Origin of the sequence: Pedobacter sp., assembly GCF_045627485.1 — a bacterium.
Lineage (GTDB): Bacteria > Bacteroidota > Bacteroidia > Sphingobacteriales > Sphingobacteriaceae > Pedobacter.
In genome coordinates this window covers 1-21195 of record NZ_JAZQNU010000113.1, presented here as the reverse complement: position 1 = coordinate 21195, position 21195 = coordinate 1, and the positions used below count along the sequence as shown (strand labels likewise).

The following is a 21195-nucleotide window of genomic DNA, read 5'->3' as shown; positions in this document are numbered from 1 at the left end:
AACATTGAAAGCAAAGACCTCCATGTTAATTTTCTTACCGATAAAATGGCGATGAGCCGGGCAACGCTGTATAATAAACTCAAGCAAATAGCTGACATTGGTGTAAATGATTACATCAATAAATTACGCCTGGAAAGAGCAGCCTATTTGCTCACCCATACCGATAAAAGTATTATGGAAATTGCCGATAGCCTGGGATTTAACAATCAGCGGTATTTCAGCACAGTATTTAAACAGTTCTACCAAACCACGCCAACGGCTTACCGAAATTCAAAGCATCAGGTTAAAGATATTGTTTAACTGTGAAGTTATTCCTGCTTGTACACCCTTACCCAGTCTACCTGCATATGAAAAGGAAGGTCTTCGTCTGTAATTGGCCCTGGCCAGCCTGCACCGCCCGATTGATTCAAGATCAGGTAGAAAGGTTTGTCAAATGGCCATTGGGCAGAGGAGGCGCCTGCTTCTTTGAAGTAGGTATATTGGTGTACATTGTTAACATAAAACTCAATGGATGAAGGACTCCAGATGATACCATATAAATTATAATCATCAGCATGGTAAGTTGCCCTATGGGTAGCCGTACTGCCCCCGGAAGCATTTGTTACCGCTCCATTGTGGATGGTGTTATGAATAAACTCCTCCTTATTTACATGCTCCATAATATCAATCTCCCCACTGTTTGGCCAACCCCCATAAGCTGCCGGACGTTCTGGCATCATCCAGATTGCAGGCCAGGAGCCTTGTCCAATCTTAAACTTTGCCCTGACTTCGACCTTACCATACAGAAAACTAAATTTTGAAGAACTTTGAATTCCGCCCGAATGGTAAATCGCTGTATCACCAGGTATAACTGCTTTATCCATCTTAAGCACCAGGTTTTTTCCATCCTGATAAACGTAATTTGATGAAGAGGTGAGGTATTTGTTCCAGGCTGATCCCTGCCGGGGACTGTATGTCCATTTGCTGGCATCGAAACTTCCTTTTGAATTAAACTCATCTGAAAAAATCAATTTCCATTTGGCCATGTCTGCACTAGCCGGCTTAGGATTAGGTTGATCGTTTAATAATTGCTGTGCATGGGCAACCGGGATAGAACACGTCAATAGTAATAATAAGCAACCGAGCAGTAGATTCGCTTCTCTCATGTCTTGTTGTGGTAAGTATAGGTTTTGGATAAGGTTGTTAAAGTAATACTCAAAGTTAGTCCTCCCGCTATCTTTTTGTTTTCAATGACGTCTGATTTATGTTCAAATCCATCTGTTTTCATTCCAAAATCGTCCAACAGCATGGTCAGCAGCACACAAGCCCCATTTTCTAATCTATATTGGACATTCATTTCAATCTAGAATAAATATGAAAAACTTTTTATCCTGTATTTTATTTGCCTTAATCGCAGTACCAGCATTTGCGCAGCATGATATTAACATGGGTATCATTCCAGTACCAGTATCTGTACAAAAATCAAATGGAACATTTGTACTCGATAAAACGGTTGTGCTTGTTGCTGAAAATACTAAATATCAAAAACACGCCGACTTGTTAAATGCCTTTATTACAACTAAAGGTGGTTTTTCACTTCGCGAAGTGAAAAAAGCCGAGCGCAAACAACAAGCAATTATTCTCAGTTCAGAAGGAGCAGATCAACTTCCTGCGGAAGGTTATAAAATATCCATCACTAAAAACAGAATTACATTGATTGGAAAGGATGCCGGATTGTTTTATGCAGTCCAGTCGCTGATGCAATTAATGCCGGAAAAGGCTGCTGAAAAAATTGCCATTTCAACAGCTGAGATTACCGACTATCCACGATTCAGGTACCGAGGCCTGCACCTCGATGTAGGACGTCATTATTTTCCAGTTTCCTTTCTTAAGAAGTACATAGATATGATGGCAGCTTATAAGCTGAATAATTTTCACTGGCATTTAACGGAAGATCAAGGCTGGAGAATTGAAATCAAGAAATACCCAAGGCTAACGAGTGTAGGAGCTTCCCGTAACGGAACCATCATTGGCCGTTTACCGGGTTTGGGCACCGACAATGAAGTGTACAAAGGTTTCTATACGCAAGATGAAGTAAAAGAGGTGGTTGCTTATGCCACATCAAAATACATTAATGTGGTTCCTGAAATTGAAATGCCCGGCCATGCATCAGCGGCTATTGCGGCTTATCCTGAGTTAAGTACATTTCCTGAACGGGATACCTTTATTGATGATAAAACCCCATGGAGCGGATCAAGAAAAGGAAAGCAGGTGCAACAAACCTTCGGTGTGTTCCAGGATGTATTTGCCCCAACAGCCTATACGTTTACCTTTCTGGAGAACGTATTAGATGAAGTGTTAGCGCTATTCCCATCGAAATATATCCATATTGGCGGGGATGAGAGCCCAAAAGACTACTGGAAAGAATCAGCCTACTGCCAGAATTTTATAAAAGAGAATAACTTGAAAGATGAACATGGCTTGCAAAGTTATTTCATCCAGCGCATGGAAAAATACCTGAACAGCAAAGGACGCGCTATTATTGGCTGGGATGAGATTTTGGAAGGCGGTTTAGCACCTAATGCTACCGTAATGTCATGGAGAGGAGAAAAAGGCGGTATTGCTGCAGCCCAACAGCGTCACGATGTGATCATGACACCAAACAGTGCAGGTTTATATTTAGATTACCAGCAATCAACTTCACCTGATGAGCCCTTGACCATGGGCGGATTTTCTCCATTAACAAAAATTTATGCTTATGATCCCGTTCCTGCATCTTTAACACCAGAACAACAAAAGCATATTATCGGTGTGCAGGCCAACGTATGGACAGAATATATTAAAACGCCTGAAAAAGTAGAATATACGCTTATCCCAAGGCTGTACGCATTGGCAGAGGTGGCCTGGAGTCCTAAAGAGCGTAAAGATTTAAAGAACTTCTACGAAGAACGGGTACCTGCCCATTTAAACCGATTAGACAAAACGGGGACAAATTACTGGGTACCAACGCCAATCGGACTGGACGAAAAAGTGATGAATGGAGAGAAGTTTAATATCGAATTAAAAGCACCAGCTCAGGGTGCCAAAATTTACTATACACTTGATACTTACCGTCCTTCAGAAAATTCGCACCTTTACCGTGAACCTATCAAGATAAGTGTTCCAAAAGGACAAAAACGTGTATTAAAAACGATAGTAATCATGCCAAGTGGGAAAAGGAGTGTTATTACCGAGACCACTTTGAGCAATGAGGCTAACATGTAAATAGAGGATCCGTAAATAGTTTAAAACCATTTCAATTGAAAAATTTATTAGCCCTAGCTCTTTGTATCCTGGGTGCTTTTCAAAGCATGGCTCAGAATAATCCATCAACGAAGCCTAACATCATCTACATCCTCGCAGATGACCTGGGTTATGGTGACTTAAGCAGCTACGGGCAAATAAATTTTAAAACCCCCACACTGGACAGCCTAGCTGCACATGGTGTTAAATTTACACAGCACTACGCCGGCGCGCCGGTTTGTGCACCATCACGTGCAGCACTAATGACTGGCCGGGATATAGGCCATGGGTGGGTACGTGGTAATTATGAAACAGGCCCGTTGGGACTGGGTGCGGGACTCCCGCTCAGGCTTGAGGATATTACCCTTGCGGAAGTACTTAAAAAGGCAGCTTACCATACAGCACTCATCGGCAAATGGGGATTGGGGATGGATGGAACTACCGGACACCCCAATAAAAAAGGTTTCGATTATTTCTATGGCTACCTGAATCAGGCACATGCACATAATCATTATCCTGATTACCTTTACCGTAATGACCGCAAGATCGCCATACCGGAAAATGCGGACAGGAACCTGAAGAAATTCTCCAGTGATTTGTTTACGACTGAAGCTTTGGAATTTCTAGACAGACAAGCAGAAAATAAACCTTTCTTTCTGTATCTGGCTTACACAACACCCCATGCCGAGATGATCGTTCCAGATGATGCGCTTTTTCAATCCTTCAAAGGAAAATTCAATGAACAGCCATATCCGGGAAAGGATTATTCCGCAGAAAAAACATTGGGAGGTTATGGGCACTCGGCACATCCGGTTGCCACTTATGCAACCATGGTTGTACGACTGGACCGGGATGTTGCCAGAATTATTAAAATGCTTCAACAAAAAGGGCTGGATAAAAACACCATCATCATGTTTTCCAGTGATAATGGATCGCATAAAGAAGGAGGTTTTAATCCTGAAGTGCTGAATAGTTCCGGTAGCCTCCGGGGCGCCAAGCGTGACCTTTACGAAGGCGGTATCCGGGTGCCGTTTATTGTTTCAGGCACAGGGATTAAAAGCGGCGTAATTTCCGACCACATCTCTGGATTTCCAGACATCCTGCCAACGCTTGCAGCATATGCAGGTGTCAATTTACAGAAAAATGGGATTAAAACAGACGGAATTTCTCTGCTTCCAGTTCTTTCAGGCATGGATAAAAATCAAAACGACCATAAATACCTGTACTGGGAGTTCCATGAAGGAAATCAACCTGCCCAGGCCATTAGATTTGGTAAATGGAAAGCGGTGCGTTATGGTGCTTTAAAAGAGATGGAGATCTATGACCTGGAAGCCGATAAAGCAGAACAGCGAAACGTTGCTGCGGCACACCCAACCTTGGTAGCTAAGTTTTTGTCGATGTTTAACGCTGCCAGAACCCCTAGTCCATACTGGAAGATTGAATAAATTCCATGATTTTACTATCTTGCTATGAGACATTTTGCCATATGTTTAGATTTAAATCGACACTTCTTTTCTTTTTTGCTGGACTATCCGTAAACATGGGTAATGCACAAACAGCATGGAAAAAACGATAGAAAGAACATAAAACATGTGGCATTAGAAGAAGGCGTTTAAAGCCATAGTACTCAGTTTTTTACAAATTACAAATAGAGAAATCCGGTCGTCTCTGTCGGCTCAATTTTTGTAACACTCGTTAATACGAACTGACCTATGAGCAAAGCATTGGAGACTGCAATTGTTAAAGAATTCTGCCAACTAAGGTTAGGAGAAGATGAGGAGTTACATGAAGCTGTGCTTCTGGCCACTAAAATTTTTGACACCCCTATTGCTTCGCTTTGCCTCTGCAATAAAGATGAGCTTAGCGTGGAGTTAAGTGTTGGTGTTACGAGCAAAAGCTTTCCGGGAGTTATTTCTCTCTGCAAATATGCAAGACCACAAAAAGATATCTCTATTATCGAAGACACCCTAAACAGCGACCTTTTTTCGCCCTTGGGGCATCTAGAAAACGAAACTCCTGTTCGCTTTTTAGCCGTTGCGCCATTGATTACCAAAGAGGGATTATTTATCGGGAGCTTATGTGTTATGGATTACGTTCCCCATCGTAAATGCCAGCAGGATGAACTAAGCTTTACTATACTCGCTAAACATGTGGTGAATATTATGGAAGCAAAGTTGAACCTCCGCAAACTTGACCAAAGCATTCTCGAGCTGGAAAGAGCCAGAGAAACAGCGATCAGTAATGAAATTAAATTGCGGGCACTTTTCGAAAGTCTTACCGATGTGTATGTTTTTTTAAGTATGGGTGGCGAAATTCTGGACTTTAATCAGGCCGCTTATGACTACATCCTGAAATTCAGAGGTAAAAAAATGAAAAGGGGTAGTTATACCGCCCACTATCTCAATGAAATTGACAATGATGCTTTTATGGCCAATTTTAGATCAGCCTTGAAAGGCGAACGCATAAGCCAGGAGATGTTAAGTTTTCCGGAAGTGGCCGAACGTGTTTGGTGGGACAGTATCTTTGAACCCGTGCGGAACAAAAATGGCGAATTAATGGGCGTTTCCTATATCGCCAGGAACATTAATAAAAGAAAGATGGACTCTGAAAGGATTTTAAAGCAAAATAAAATCCTGAAAAAGATTGCTCACATTCATGCACATGAATACCGCGGTCCGGTATGTTCTATCCTGGGAATTATGGATTTAATTGAAAGTGATCAATACGTCACCTCTAAAGAGTATTTATTGATGCTTCAAAAAGCGGTAAAGAAACTTGACGAGAAAACACACACCGTTATCAGTCTGATATCGGACTTGAATAAGGTATCAGAACCTGGATCTTTTTATGAAAATCACTAACTTAGCCATGGTAACAACCGTTATTTAAGATAGCCTTTAACTTGTAAAAGCAATTCATGCCATTTCTAAAAAGCGGCGCTACGCGTTCTATTCTGCTCTTTTTATGTTTCTTGATTACTTCTAATATTGCATCTGGAATCGATATTAAAAGTATAGGTGTACCGTATATTCAAAACTATACCAAGGGAGCTTATTTATCTGGAAACCAGAACTGGTCAATCGCCAAAAGCCAAAACGGTATCATGTATTTTGGCAATGCGCAGGGGCTGCTCAATTTCGATGGTAAATACTGGAGACAATACGAGATGCCCAATCGTCAAATAGTACGTGCGGTGGCTACAGATGATTCGGGCAAAATTTACACGGGCAGTTATGGCGAATTCGGGTACTGGAGCATCAAGAATAACCGGCAATCCTATACGTCACTAAAAAGCCTTGTCCCTGGTAAGAATTCCCTTAACAGTGAAATTTGGAAAATTTATGCGGATGGAGACCGCGTATTATTTCAGAGCTTCTCTGCAATTTACATTTACAAAGACCATAAAATTACTGTTGTAAGCGCCCCCGGATCCTATTTATTTCTTCACCAGGTCAATGATAAATTTATCGTTGAAGTTCTGGGCAAAGGATTATATGAGTTAAAAGGCAACCAGTTAAGTCCATTGAATAATGAGGGCAAGCTTCTGCCCACCGATGTGTTGTCTATATTACCCTATAAGTCTGGTGAATTGCTGATCGGAACCAGGAAAAACGCATTGTATCTCTATAATGGTAAAACCTATACGCCATTTAACACCCAGGCCAGTGCATTTCTAAAAACTTACCAGCTTAATAACGGCGCAAGAATTTTAGACAAATACTTTGCGTACGGCACCATCCTTAATGGTATTGTGATCATAGATGAAAACGGAAACATCGTTCAGCAGATTAATAAGTCGAGCGGACTTCAGAACAACACCATTTTAAGTTTACATATAGACCAGGAAATGAATTTATGGGCCGGGCTCGATAATGGCATTGACCGAATTGAGTTAAACTCCCCCTTATACTTCTATTTTGATAAAGCAGGGCGTTTCGGCACGGTCTATTCCAGCTTAATTTCAAATGGAAATATCTATTTAGGAACCAACCAGGGCCTGTTTTATAGCAAATGGGCACCAGGGGCAGATACTCCGTTTAATTTCGAGTTGATTCCAGAGTCGCAGGGCCAGGTTTGGGAGCTCAAGGAAATTGATGGGCAACTGTTTTGTGGCCATAACGAAGGCACCTTCCGTATACTGGATGGTAAAATGCTAAAGGTATCTGACGCCGCCGGTGGCTGGACATTGAAAAAGTTGAAAAGCAACCCTGAATACTTAATACAGGGCACTTACAACGGATTGGTTCTTTTCAAAAAAGACAATAATGGGGCATGGAAATACCATTATAAAATTGACAATTTTGGCGAACCCTCCCGTTATGTAGAACAGGACGGAAAGGGCGACATCTGGGTGAGCCATGCGTATAAAGGCCTGTATCGTTTAACACTTAGTCCTGATTTAAAGAAAGTACGCGCTAAACAATATTACGATGAGCAAGACGGCTTACCGAGCGCCTACAATATCCATGTGTTTCCTTTTGAAAATAAGCTGGTCTATTCCTCAGATATTGGCTTTTATCTTTATGATGAAGTAAGTAACCGGTTCAACAAATACGAGGCTTTGAATGCTAAATTAGGTTCTTTTGCCAATTCCAACAGGATTATTCCTGCCGGGCGCCATAAGTACTGGTTCATTAATCGGGGTAAAACAGGGCTGGCCGACTTTAGTGTTCCAGGTAATGCAGCTATTGAAACCAACCAATTTAGCATTATAAACGGGCGAATGGTTCAATACTATGAAAACATTAGTAAAATTAGCGATTCCATTTACCTGATCAGTGTAGACGATGGTTTTGTAGTTTACAATGACAGTCCGGATAAGTCATCTCATGTGGCGCGTGCTATTCCACCCGTATTGGTAAGAATGGTTTACGATTTAACAGATACTGACAAGATCATAAGTGAACATGGAAATGCTGACGAAGCCATTACCATTCCATACCATCGGAACAATTTACGTATCACTTATGCTTTACCGTATTACAGACAGGCAGATGTGAAATACCAGTTTAAATTAGAAGGTTATTCAAAGCACTGGTCAGATTGGAGCAGTGCCTCTCAAAAGGATTTCACCAATTTAGGTTGGGGTAAATACCGCTTCCTTATTAAAGCAAGTAGCAGCGGGCAAATACAAAACGACATCACGGCTTTTGAATTTGAGGTACTTCCCCCCTTTTACGCAACCAAGCTTGCTTTTGTACTTTATGCATTGCTCCTAATCGGGCTACTGTTTGTGTTTAAAAAACTTTACGAGCGAAAGCTAATGAAAGACAAACTTCGAATTACCGAAAAACTCCAGCTTGAAAAAGAAGAGAGTCTAAAAAAGGAGGCAGCGCATAATGAAAAACAAATTGCCAAACTGGAGCGCGAAAAACTACAGGCCGAATTGGCGGGCAAAAACCGTGAACTCGCAAATTCGGCAATGAGTTTGGTGTACAAGAATGAGTTGTTGCAAAAATTAAGTCAGGAGATTGCCAAGCTCAAAGATGGGGATGGTAAATTGATATCAGAGGAACAGCAACACAAAATACAGCATATCATTACAGAAGGCATGAACGATGAGCGGGATTGGGTATTATTTGAGAACAGCTTTAATGATGCGCATGAAAGTTTCTTTAAAAAACTTAAGGCAAAACACCCCGACCTGGTACCAAACGATTTAAAACTTTGTGCTTTTCTGCACATGAATATGAGCAGCAAAGAAATGGCCTCGCTACTCAACATTTCCTTAAGAGGGGTTGAAATCAGACGTTACAGACTTCGCAAAAAGCTGAATATTCCTCATGACATGAACCTCACAGAGTTCTTATTGAACCTATAGCACTACATCATTACTACACATCCGAAGGATTTACATACACAAAAGTCGAAAATCATTGTTGTCATCCAAACAGCTTGACCAAGCGTAATCACCTCTATTACTGAATATTTGCGACCAGTTGATCGCTACAGATGCTATTGTACTATCTACACACTCAGGGAATGATGTATTGAAGTATAGGTGAATTTTTTGTGATCCGCATTTTTGAACCTGAGATTTATTGAATTAAAAATTTCAATTACAATGAGTATGAAAAGAATGTTTACAAGAATTTCTGTTCTGGTATTTCTTGGTTTACTTTTTATCAGCAATGCTTATGGGCAGAATATAACGATCACAGGTACCGTCACAGACGCTGGAGATCAAACCACAATTCCCTCCGTTAGCGTATTGGTAAAAGGAACAACAACAGGAACCCAGACAGACGCAAATGGAAGGTATTCCATAAATGCACCAGCCAACAGCACTTTAATTTTTGCCTATATAGGCTATACAAACATGGAGATTGCGGTTAACAACCGCACAACCATTAACGTTGCTTTAGAAAGCGCTACACAGACCCTTGACCAGGTAGTTGTAGTAGGTTATGGTACACAGCGAAAGATCGATGTTACAGGTGCAGTAAGTACCATTAAAGGGGAGGAAATTTCCAAACAAGCTTCTGTAAACCCCGTAAGTGCATTACAGGGAAAAGTTGCGGGTGTGAACATTACAAATGTTGGTACACCTGGTGCTTCGCCACAGATTACTATTCGTGGAACCGGTACCATTTACGGTAATACGGGAGTATTATATGTTGTAGATGGTGTTTGGTATGATGACATCAGCTTTTTAAACCCGGCAGACATTGCAAACATCAGTATCCTGAAAGATGCATCCAGCCAGTCGATCTACGGTATCCGTGCCGCAAACGGTGTGGTATTGGTAACCACCCTTCGTGGTAAAAAAGGCGACGCTACGATCTCTTACAACGGCTACGTTGGTGTGCAAAAAGTAACCAACAAGGTAAAAATGGCCGATGCTACAGAATATGCAACCGCAGTAAATGAGATTTACAACCTCATTGGTTCTGAGCCTTTATTTGCAAACACCAACCTGGGCAAAGGCACTGATTGGTATGATGTTATTCTTAGAGATGCTTTCGTAACCAATCATCAGTTGTCTGTTAATGGTGGTTCTGACAAGTCTACCTATAACCTGAGTTTAGGCGTATTGGATCAGGACGGTATTGTAAAGAAGAACAACTACAAAAGATACAATGCACGTTTATCAAGCGACTTCCAAATCCTTGAACCGTTAAAAATCGGCTATAACGTTACTGGAGCGGCAAGTGTATCGGATAATGCGCCATCATCAATATTTCATGGATTATTTGCAGCCTCGCCGGTAGTGCCCGTCTTTAAACCCGATGGTTCATATGGCGATCCGAATGATTTTAACTTAGGGAACGGAAGTAACGTTAACCCTCAGGCTACAATAGACTTCTTTAACAACAGGACGAAAACCTACCGTATGACGGGTAATATTTTCGCGGAATTGAAGTTTGCCAAAGATTTCACCTTTAGAACAAGTTTTGGTGGTGATTTCGGAGAAGACGAAATCCGGTCGTATACGCCAAAATATTTTGCAACCACCTCACAAAATGCCAATATCAGTGTGTTAGGTGTTAATCGCGTGGAAACCAGAAACTGGATCATTGAGAATACCCTTACCTACGAGAAGAAATTTGAGGACCATAACCTTACCGTTTTGTTAGGACAAAATGCACAACGTTATAAAACCTATAATCTAAATGCCTCGGCACAGAATGTTCCTTATAATAGCGAAGGCGATTTATACCTGAGCTTAGGAAACGCAGATGGCAGGGTAATCAACGACTCAGGAGCTTTAACAACAGCAGCCTCGTATTTTGCACGTGCTAACTATGCGTACCAGAACAAATACTTGTTAAATGTATCCTTTAGGGCCGATGGTGCATCGCAATTTTATGGAGGTGACGACCTATGGGGTTATTTCCCTTCAATAGGTGCAGGCTGGGTTCTTACGCAAGAAGATTTCATGAAAGATCAAACCATCTTTAATAATTTGAAACTACGTGCCAGCTGGGGTAAAGTAGGTAATGCCGGCGTACCTATCAACCCAACTACTTTAACGGTATCTCAGGTACCGCAACTTATTGCGTTCTACAATGGTATTGCGAATACAGGTGCAAGCATCCGAACCATCGTTCCACCAAGGTTATTCTGGGAACGAAGTGCGGGAACGGACATTGGTTTGGATATGGCTTTTCTGGAAAACCGCCTGAATGTAGAGTTAGATTACTATAGCAGAAAAACAGAGCAGGCCATTTTTGATATTCCGATTTTAGGATCGCTGGGAACTTCTAACAGCAGGCTGATCGGTAACCAGGCCGATTTTCGTAACCGTGGATTTGAATTTTCCGCCACCTGGACTGACCAAACTGAAGATGGTTTAACGTATAGCATTTCAGGAAACCTTGGCATCAACAATAATAAAGTTTTAGATGTAACCTCAGGAGATAACCCAATTTATGCAGGTGGAAACGGCCTGGTGAGTGGCGCTTTAGCGACAAGAACCGCAGCCGGAAGTCCAATTGGTGAATTTTTCGGCTATCAAGTTGCTGGTATTTTTCAAACCAATGAAGAAGCTGCAGCCTCTCCACAAGCCGGCACCACAGCAGGAGATTTCAAATATGTTGACCAGAATGGTGATGGGGTGATTGATGGAAAAGACCGTATTATACTTGGTAATCCAAACCCCAAATACAACTTTGGTTTGAACAGTAATTTTACCTATAAAAACTTCGATTTAACCGTCGATATCCAAGGTGTTGCCGGAGTAGATGTCTACAATGCGAACCTGGGCTACCGCTTTGGGAACGAGAACTTCACCAAGGAATTTTTTGATAACCGTTGGACCGGCCCGGGATCAACAAATACCTACCCTTCTGCAAAAATAGGCGGGGCAACTAACTACCTGCCAAATTCATTTTATGTAGAAAACGGCGCTTATGTGAGGTTAAGAAATTTTCAATTTGGATATTCTTTACCAACCGAAATCATAAGCAAATGGAAAATGAGGAAACTCAGGGTTTTCATTAACGCCCAAAACGCTATAAACATTTTTAGCTACCGTGGCTTCAGTCCGGAAGTTGGTGGTACACCAACAAACGCAGGTATTGATGCGAACGTATACCCGCTTTATGCGACGTACAACCTTGGTTTAAATGTTACTTTTTAATTGATTCAACTATGAAAACCCCATATCATAAATTATATATAAAAAGCCTTGGCGTAGCCTTGCTATCTACGGTACTGCTGGTTTCTTCCTGTAAAAAAAGCTTCCTTGATGTTGATCCACAAGGACAACAACCAGCGCAGCAATTCTGGCAAAATCAGGAAGATGCAACTAAGGCTGTTAATGCCATCTATGCAAACTTACGCAGCTGGGAAAATGTAGCCTTTCCTGCATTGGTTATAGAAAGTGTTGGTTCAGATGAAGCCGACAAAGGAAGTACGCCTACCGATGCTACCTTCTGGCTATTGTATGATACTTATACTGTAACTTCCACAGAAGGCTCTTTGCAGTCTTTCTGGACGGGTCAGTACCAGAACATTAACCTGTGCAACCAGGTTTTGGATAATATTCCGGCCATTACCATGGACGAAACCCTGAAAGCGAGGTACATTGCTGAAGCTAAATTTGTGCGCGCCTATTCTTACTTCAGGTTAGTGAGGGCTTATGGCGATGTGCCTTTAAGACTGAGTGTACCAAAGAATGCTACGGAATATAACATTCCCCGTACACCAAGGGAACAGGTTTACGCACAAATTGAACAGGATTTAACTGATGCGGCGGCGGTATTACCAGCTAACTATGCGGCAACTGACCTTGGCCGTGCCACTAAAGGCGCAGCATTGGGTATGCACGCCAAAGTTGCCTTGTACCAGAAAAAATGGTCAGATGTAGTAACACTCACCAATCAGGTGATGGGCTTAGGCTACAATTTATTTCCTGATTTCGAAAAACTGTTCCGGACAAACAATGAAAACAGTATAGAATCTGTTTTTGAAATCCAGGCAGAGCTTCTTCAGGGTAATCCCGATGCCTCCAATTCTCAATATAGCCAGGTGCAAGGCGTTGCGGGCCTAACTGGCGGGGGATGGGGCTTTAATGTGCCTTCCGCTGAACTGAATGCTGCTTTTGAGCCAAATGACACCAGAAGAGACGGCACCATCATTTACAGGGGAGAAACTACGCCAGAAGGCGATGTTATCCCAAGCAGGGTTCCTAACCCTATGTATAACCAAAAGTCGTACGTACCGTTTAGCCAATATGTTTCCGGCTTTAATGAAGGAGCGCAACAAAACATCCGTGTTTTACGCTTTGCCGATATCTTGTTAATGAACGCCGAAGCATCTAACGAGCTGGGCGATGCCACTCAGGCTTTAAGTTCTTTAAACAGGGTAAGAGACAGGGCACGTGGATCGAATCCATTAACGGTATTGCCACCGGTTACCACTACCGAACAGGCAGCACTAAGGGCTGCGATTTACAAAGAAAGACAATTGGAGTTGGCCATGGAAAGCGACCGTTATTTCGATGTAATCCGCCAGGGAAGAGGGGCCGAAGTTTTTGGTCCTAAAGGCTGGAAGCCTAACAAAAATGAGGTATGGCCAGTTCCACAGACGGAAATTGAACTTAGCGGAGGCCTGCTCACACAAAATCCTGGATACTAAATAATTAATTATAATCAATAAATTAAGAGGTTGCCGGTTACCTGGCAACCTCTTATAAAAAACGGACCCTATGGTGAAATTTAACTTATCGTTATTAAGCCTTGTATTATTATTTTTAACTGGAAGCCTGCAGCAACTAAGCGCACAGAAAAAGAACGTCAACTACATTAAACCTGACCTTAAAATCAGAAAGAACCTGACCGACGACCAGCTTCTGGATCTTGTGCAAAAGCAAACTTTCCGTTACTTCTGGGATTTCGCCCATCCGGTTAGCGGCATGGCCAGAGAACGCAGTAATAAGTCTTTCGATTATGGCGATGAAGTGGTGACCACCGGAGGCACCGGTTTCGGGGTAATGGCCATCATTGTGGCTTCAGAACGGAAGTTCATTACCCGTGAACAAGCTGCAGCACAGACCAAGAAAATTGTAGACTTTTTATGGAAAGCAGATATGTTCCATGGCGCTTTTCCTCACTGGTTAAATGGCGAAACAGGAAAAGTAATTCGCTTTAGCCTGAAAGACGATGGTGCTGACATTGTAGAAACGTCTCTTCTGTTTCAGGGATTGTTAGCGGCAAAACAATATTATAATGCTGATAACCCCACCGAACAGGATATTAGGAATAAAATCACCTGGATGTGGGAGAACATTGAATGGAACTGGTTTACCCAGAACCAGGATGTATTGTACTGGCACTGGAGCCCTAACAATGGCTGGGCACAGAACCATCCCATTAAAGGCTGGAACGAATGTTTAATTACCTATGTACTGGCTGCTTCGTCACCACGCTATTCCATCAACAAAAGCGTGTATGATAATGGCTGGGCAAACTCTAATACCTTTTTCAATGGTAAGAAGTTTTACGGCATTACCCTTCCCCTTGGCATCGATTATGGAGGTCCGTTATTCTTTGCGCAATATTCCTTTACCGGACTTGATCCAAGAGGATTAACCGATGGAAGGGCAGAATATTTTGAACAAAATAAAGCACAAACCCTGATTAACCGGGCTTACGTGATCGCTAATCCTAAACACTATAAAGGTTATAATGAGAAAAGCTGGGGCCTCACAGCAAGTGACAGCTGGCAGGGCTATGCGGCGCACTCGCCTACCGAAGACCTGGGTGTAATTGCACCTACGGCTGCATTATCTTCATTTCCTTATACTCCCGAATATTCAATGCAGGTTTTGAGGCATTTTTATGAAGACAGGGGCGAAGAGCTTTGGAAGGAATATGGTTTTGTAGATGCTTTTAGCGACCAACATAACTGGGTGGCTAAGTCGAACCTGGCCATTGATCAGGGGCCAATAATTGTAATGATAGAAAATTACCGCAGCGGACTGATCTGGAAATTATTTATGAGCAATCCTGAAGTACAAGCTGGTTTAACGAAGCTGGGCTTTACAAGTCCGGCAATAAGTAAATAATGATGATTAGAAAAGTGTCGTTTTCGCTGTTATTAATGCTACTTTCTTTCCAGGTGTTTAGCCAGAAAAAGCAACTCACCTACTGCAATCCCATCAACCTGGATTATGGGTATACCCCTATTCCTAATTTTTCGGAACAGGGCCGGCACAGGGCAACCGCCGACCCAGTTATTGTTAATTATAAAGGCGACTATTATTTGTTTTCTACCAACCAATGGGGTTACTGGTGGAGCAATGACCTTACCGACTGGAAGTTTGTATCAAAATCGTTTCTGAGGCATGAGCATAAGGTATATGATGACCTGTGTGCACCCTCTGTCTGGATTCAGGGCGATACCATGCTTGTATTTGGCTCTACCTATTCCAGAAACTTTCCGATCTGGATGAGCACTAACCCAAAAGGTAATGATTGGAAAGAGGTGGTCGCTAATTTCGATATTGGTGGATGGGATCCTGCCCACTTTGTTGACGACGATGGCCGCCTTTATATGTACAATGGCAGCAGTAATGTTTATCCCTTATATGGGGTAGAATTGAATGCGAAGACTTTCGACCCCATAGGTACGCGGAAAGAACTCTTGGTTTTAAGACCGGAACGCTATGGATGGCAGCGATTTGGCGAACACCTGGACAACACTTTTCTCGATCCCTTTATGGAAGGGGCCTGGGTAACCAAACATAATAAAAAATATTACCTGCAATATGGTGCCCCTGCAACCGAGTTTAGTAATTATGCCGATGGTGTGGCCATAGGTACAACTCCGCTGGGGCCATTTGAGCATCAATCACTGCCCCTATCCTGGAAAGCAGGCGGATTTGCAAGAGGTGCGGGCCACGGCGCCACCTTCCAGGATCACTGGAAAAACTACTGGCATGTGTCTACTATTGCGCTTTCCGTAAAAAACAGCTTCGAGCGTAGAATAGGCATGTGGCCAACGGGTTTTGATAAGGACGATGTGATGTACACCAACACCGCTTTCGGCGATTACCCCCATTACCTGCCTACCGAAAAAACCGACCATCTGAAGAGCAGGTTCACGGGCTGGATGTTATTGAATTATAATAAGCCAGTGCAGGTATCAAGTAGTCTGGGTGGCTACCCGGCAAACCACGCTGTAGATGAAAATATCAGGACCTACTGGAGTGCGGCTTCGGGCAATTCGGGTGAGTGGATACAAACCGATCTTGGCATGCCATCGACGGTACATGCAGTGCAGATTAACTATGCAGATCAGGACGCCGCATTCCTGGGTAAACAACAGGGTATATATCATCAATACCAGTTGATGTATAGTGTTGATGGGAAAAGCTGGAAAATGCTTGCCGACAAGAGTAAAAATAAAACCGATGTGCCACATGACTACATCGAATTTGACAAGCCCGTAAAAGCACGTTATATCAAACTGACCAACCTGCACATGCCAACCGGTAAATTTGCCATTAGCGGCTTGCGGGTGTTTGGCAACGCCGGCATCCCAAAACCTTCCGCAGTAAAAGATTTCATTATCCTGAGAACCGAAAGTGATAAACGCAGTGCCTGGCTCAGGTGGCGGACAAACAATGACGCCTATGCCTATAATATTTACATCGGTACCTCTCCCGATAAATTGTATAACAGCATCATGATTTATGGTGCTAATGAATATTGGTACAAAGGCATGGATAAAGAAAAACCCTATTATTTCAGAATTGAAGCGCTCAATGAAAACGGGCATTCCACGTTATCTGACATCATTAAAGCAGAATAAGTTTATGAGAAAATCTATTTACCTGATTATAGCCGCAGCAGTGATTAGCGGCAGCACTTTAGCACAAAAAAAGGCAACGCCTGCAAATAAAACCATGGACACCTACATTAGCCGGTTAATGGCTAAAATGACTATTGAAGAGAAACTTGGACAGTTGAACCTGGTTACGGGCGGTGAAGCCACTACAGGATCTGCGGTAAGTGCAGACGTGGAAGGAAAAATCGAGCGGGGTCAGGTAGGCGGCATCTTCAGTATGACCACACCCCAGAGGATCCGTAAAGCTCAGGAAATTGCTGTCAACAGAACAAGGCTAAAGATTCCATTAATTTTTGGTCAGGATGTGATTCATGGTTACAAAACCGTGTTCCCCATTCCATTAGCGCTTTCGGCCACCTGGGATTTACCACTGATTGAAAAAACAGCTAGAATTTCGGCAATCGAAGCAAGTGCTGATGGCTTGAACTGGACCTTTTCACCTATGGTCGACATTTCCAGAGATCCACGCTGGGGCCGAATATCTGAAGGCAGTGGTGAAGACACCTACCTGAGCAGCGAAATCGCCAAAGTTATGGTGAAGGGTTATCAGGGCGATGACCTTGCTAAATACAATACCTTAATGGCCTGTGTTAAACACTTTGCCTTATATGGTGCTGCAGAGTCTGGAAGGGATTACAACACCACAGACATGAGCTTGCACAGGATGTACAATGAATACCTTCCACCCTACAAAGCAGCGATAGATGCCGGCGTAGGAAGTGTAATGACTTCCTTTAACGACATTAATGGTGTTCCGGCTACAGCCAATAAATGGCTCATGACAGATGTTTTACGTAAGCAATGGGGTTTTAAAGGTTTTGTAGTGACCGATTATACCGCTGTTTCAGAATTAATTGATCACGGCCTTGGAGATTTACAGACCGTAGCTGCACTATCTTTAAAAGCTGGTGTTGACATGGACATGGTGAGCGAGGGTTTTTTAAACACTTTAGGTAAATCACTTAAAGAGGGTAAAATAACCGAAGCCCAGATCAATAATGCCTGCCGGCTAGTGCTGGAAGCAAAATATAAGCTGGGTCTGTTTGAAGACCCTTTCCGCTATTGCAATGACGAACGCGCTAAAACTGAAATTCTAACACCTGCCAACCTGCAAGCTGCCCGTGAAGCAGCAGGCCAGAGTTTTGTCTTGCTAAAAAACCAGCACAACTTGTTACCCCTTAAAAAAACAGGCACCATTGCCCTGGTTGGCCCGTTAGCAAATACAGGAAGTAATATGCCAGGAACCTGGAGTGTAAATGCAGAACTAAACAACACACCATCATTACTGCAAGGTTTAACAGAAGTAGTTGGCAATCAGGTGAAAATTCTGCATAGCCTTGGTGCTAACCTCATCGCTGACGCATCGTACCAGGAAAGAGCAACGATGTTTGGCCGTGAAATCCCCAGAGATAACCGCAGTGAAGAGGTGATGATACAGGAAGCAGTAGACAACGCAAAGAAAGCAGATGTGGTTGTGGCCGCATTGGGCGAAAGCTCTGAAATGAGCGGTGAAGCATCGAGCCGTACAGACCTGGAAATTCCTGCTGTTCAAAAGCGCCTGCTTGCCGCTTTACTTAAAACCGGCAAACCAGTGGTATTGGTTCTTTTTACGGGACGACCATTGGTATTGACCTGGGAAAATGAAAATGTACCGGCCATTTTAAACGTTTGGTTTGGCGGCACCCAGGCGGCGCCTGCTATTGCAGATGTGCTTTTCGGTGATGTGAACCCATCGGGAAAAATTACAGCTACCTTTCCACAAAACGTGGGTCAGGTGCCTATTTATTATAGCCACAAAAATACCGGAAGGCCACTGGAGGAGGGGAAATGGTTTTCTAAATTCCGTTCTAACTACCTCGACGTAAGTAATGACCCCCTATACCCTTTTGGATATGGTTTAAGCTACACCACGTTCAGCTATGGTGATGTCAAGTTATCTGCGCCATCGTTTAAAGCCGGTGGTTCCATTACGGCTAAAGTAACGGTAACAAATACGGGTAAAATGGAAGGTAAGGAAGTGGTACAATTATATATCCGCGACTTAGTGGCCAGCCTTACCCGACCGGTAAAAGAATTAAAAGACTTTCAAAAGATAAGCCTTAAACCCGGAGAAAGTAAAGAAGTGACTTTTACCATCAGTACGGAAGACTTAAAATTTTATAACGCGGAGTTACAGTTTGTAGCTGAGCCAGGAGATTTCCAGGTGTTTATCGGTACAAATTCAAGGGATGTAAAATCGGCAGCATTTAAGCTGCTGTAAAACAAAATAAGCGGTTGCCATTGGTGCAACCGCTTATTTTAATATTATTTCAATTCGCTTAATGCCTTTTTAATTCTTGGCATCATGGCTTTAATATCAGCTAAAGAACAACCGCCTACAGAAGCCCTGAACCAGGCCATCTTCTCGTCGTTACCAAAAGCGGAGAATGGAACCAAGGCGGTTCCTGCATTTTTGATCAGGTAGAAGTTTATCGCTGCGCTGTCTTTCAATAAATCACCATCAGGAGTTGTTTTCCCGATGTAGTCAATTTTCAGGGTCAGGTAGATGGCACCCATTGGTTCAATGGCATCAACGGCGAAACCTTCACTTTTTAACTCCTGGAAACCATTATAAATCTCATTCAGGCTCAATTGCACCTGATCTTTAAAAGCTGCTAAAAAAGTATCCACTTGTGTTGGATTCTTAAAGTATTTGGCTACTGCTACCTGTTCTGCTTTAGGCGCCCAGGCACCTACGTGACCTAAAATAGCTTTCATTTTGCTCACTATAGCTGCCGGACCAAAACCCCAACCCACACGCACACCTGTTGCCGCAAGGCATTTAGAGATTCCGTCAATATAGATCGTATAATCTCTTAATTCAGGTCTGATGCTTACTGGGTCTACATGTTCCTTACCAAAAGTGAGTAACGAATAAATCTGGTCGTACATGATGTACAACGGTTTTTCGCCTGCTGCCCTGCGCTTGTTTTCCTCAATCACCAGGTCGCAGATTTCTGCAAGCTGCTCTTTCGTAAACATGGTACCCGTTGGGTTTAGCGGTGAGCATAAAGCCAACAAAGTAGCGCCTTTTAAATGTGGCTTTAATTGCGAAGCCACCGGCATAAAGTTATTTTCTTCCAGACTGTCGATCGCTACCGCTTCAGCAGAAGTAAGGTGACAATAATGGTTATTGTTCCATGACGGTGCAGGAAAAATCACCTTATCGCCCGGATCAACCAAAGCCAGGTAGGTAGAATAAATTAAAGGGCGTGAACCTGCAGAAATTAACACCTCATTGGCTTCATAGTCAAGTTTAAACCTGTCCTTCAAAAAATCCTTAACCACCTCACGCAAAGGTAAAATACCATCTGCAGGCGGGTAATTGGTATGATGAAGGTTGTAAGCCTCTATAATCTCATCTTTTAACTCGGCAGGTATCGGGTAAATGGCAGGATTAAAATCACCAATAGTAAGGTTAGCGATTTCAGCGCCTTTACTTTTCATGTCGTTAACTTCATTCCCTATTTTAATAATTTCTGAGCCAATCAATGAGCTAGCTAATACAGATACATTCATCTTTTTATATTATATCGTGAAAAAATTACGCCAACAACTTTTGGATGGCTTCTTTAGTCTGTTCAAATTTAAACTGGCCAAGTACATGGTCCATCATGCCCTTAATTTCTGCTGTACATAAATTGCCGATGCTGCCTTCATGGGTATGGTTAACCTGTGTCTGCGGCTCGAAAGAGCCATTTTCAATGGTTTCGCCAACAATTTTATAAGCCTCGCGGAAAGGAACCCCTTTCAAGGCCAGGTCGTTTACCACTTCTACGCTAAACAAATAAGCATATTTTTTATCGCTTAAGATATTATCCTTCACGGTGATGTTTTGCAACATGTAAGTGGCAATAGATAAACATTCGTTTAACGAAGTGATGGCAGGGAACAGGTTTTCTTTTAATAACTGCAGGTCGCGGTGATATCCGGACGGCAGGTTGGTCGTCATCATCGCAATTTCATTAGGCAGCGCCTGAATTTTATTGCAACGTGAACGGATCAGTTCAAATACATCCGGGTTCTTTTTATGCGGCATGATGCTCGACCCGGTGGTCAGCTCATCAGGGAAGGTAATAAAGGCAAAGTTCTGGTTGATAA

Annotated in this window: 14 protein-coding genes; 10 read left to right on the top strand and 4 right to left on the bottom strand. The window is 42.7% G+C overall.

Annotated features, from left to right (window positions below; translation table 11 throughout):
• Window positions 1-300: helix-turn-helix domain-containing protein (locus ACR2F3_RS08825; protein WP_432709614.1), on the top strand; the 300-nt coding region annotated here is incomplete at its 5' end.
• Window positions 301-308: 8 nt separating this feature from the next.
• Here the strand turns inward: ACR2F3_RS08825 and ACR2F3_RS08820 are convergent.
• Both ACR2F3_RS08820 and ACR2F3_RS08815 read right to left on the bottom strand, forming a co-directional pair.
• On the bottom strand, window positions 309-1145 hold the full coding sequence (locus ACR2F3_RS08820; RefSeq protein ID WP_432709613.1) for a glycoside hydrolase family 16 protein: 837 nt from the start codon (window positions 1143-1145) through the stop codon (window positions 309-311).
• Window positions 1142-1336: a hypothetical protein gene (locus tag ACR2F3_RS08815; protein WP_432709612.1), complete on the bottom strand. Its 195-nt coding sequence runs from the start codon at window positions 1334-1336 to the stop codon at window positions 1142-1144. The genes ACR2F3_RS08820 and ACR2F3_RS08815 overlap by 4 nt, the downstream gene beginning before the upstream one ends.
• A 17-nt stretch (window positions 1337-1353) precedes the next feature.
• Here ACR2F3_RS08815 and ACR2F3_RS08810 point away from each other — a divergent pair, with 17 nt between their 5' ends.
• The 9 genes from ACR2F3_RS08810 (at window position 1354) to bglX (ending at window position 19315) form a co-directional block, all read left to right on the top strand.
• The gene (locus tag ACR2F3_RS08810; RefSeq protein ID WP_432709611.1) at window positions 1354-3243 is read left to right on the top strand and encodes a beta-N-acetylhexosaminidase; all 1890 of its coding nucleotides are present in this window, start codon (window positions 1354-1356) and stop codon (window positions 3241-3243) included.
• Between the two features lie 35 nt (window positions 3244-3278).
• The gene (locus ACR2F3_RS08805; protein WP_432709610.1) at window positions 3279-4706 is read left to right on the top strand and encodes an arylsulfatase; all 1428 of its coding nucleotides are present in this window, start codon (window positions 3279-3281) and stop codon (window positions 4704-4706) included.
• A 267-nt stretch (window positions 4707-4973) separates the two neighbouring features.
• A complete protein-coding gene (locus ACR2F3_RS08800) occupies window positions 4974-6122 on the top strand; it encodes a PAS domain-containing protein (protein ID WP_432709609.1) in 1149 nt (382 codons plus the stop codon).
• A 56-nt stretch (window positions 6123-6178) separates the two neighbouring features.
• On the top strand, window positions 6179-9082 hold the full coding sequence (locus tag ACR2F3_RS08795) for a triple tyrosine motif-containing protein (protein ID WP_432709608.1): 2904 nt from the start codon (window positions 6179-6181) through the stop codon (window positions 9080-9082).
• Between the two features lie 243 nt (window positions 9083-9325).
• Window positions 9326-12343, top strand: a complete 3018-nt coding sequence (locus ACR2F3_RS08790) for a SusC/RagA family TonB-linked outer membrane protein (RefSeq protein WP_432709607.1) — start codon at window positions 9326-9328, stop codon at window positions 12341-12343.
• A gap of 11 nt (window positions 12344-12354) precedes the next feature.
• The gene (locus tag ACR2F3_RS08785; RefSeq protein ID WP_432709606.1) at window positions 12355-13842 is read left to right on the top strand and encodes a RagB/SusD family nutrient uptake outer membrane protein; all 1488 of its coding nucleotides are present in this window, start codon (window positions 12355-12357) and stop codon (window positions 13840-13842) included.
• 70 nt (window positions 13843-13912) lie between these two features.
• Window positions 13913-15271, top strand: coding sequence for a glucoamylase family protein (locus ACR2F3_RS08780; RefSeq protein WP_432709605.1), 1359 nt, complete (start codon window positions 13913-13915; stop codon window positions 15269-15271).
• Window positions 15271-17019, top strand: a complete 1749-nt coding sequence (locus tag ACR2F3_RS08775; RefSeq protein ID WP_432709604.1) for a discoidin domain-containing protein — start codon at window positions 15271-15273, stop codon at window positions 17017-17019. Before ACR2F3_RS08780 ends, ACR2F3_RS08775 begins: the two co-directional genes overlap by 1 nt.
• Before the next feature lie 4 nt (window positions 17020-17023).
• A complete protein-coding gene (gene bglX / locus ACR2F3_RS08770) occupies window positions 17024-19315 on the top strand; it encodes a beta-glucosidase BglX (protein WP_432709603.1) in 2292 nt (763 codons plus the stop codon).
• 44 nt (window positions 19316-19359) lie between these two features.
• On the opposite strand, the gene ACR2F3_RS08765 is transcribed toward bglX, so the two are convergent.
• A complete protein-coding gene (locus ACR2F3_RS08765) occupies window positions 19360-20613 on the bottom strand; it encodes a pyridoxal phosphate-dependent aminotransferase (RefSeq protein WP_432709602.1) in 1254 nt (417 codons plus the stop codon).
• A gap of 25 nt (window positions 20614-20638) precedes the next feature.
• Window positions 20639-21195: lyase family protein (locus ACR2F3_RS08760; RefSeq protein ID WP_432709601.1), on the bottom strand; the 557-nt coding region annotated here is incomplete at its 5' end.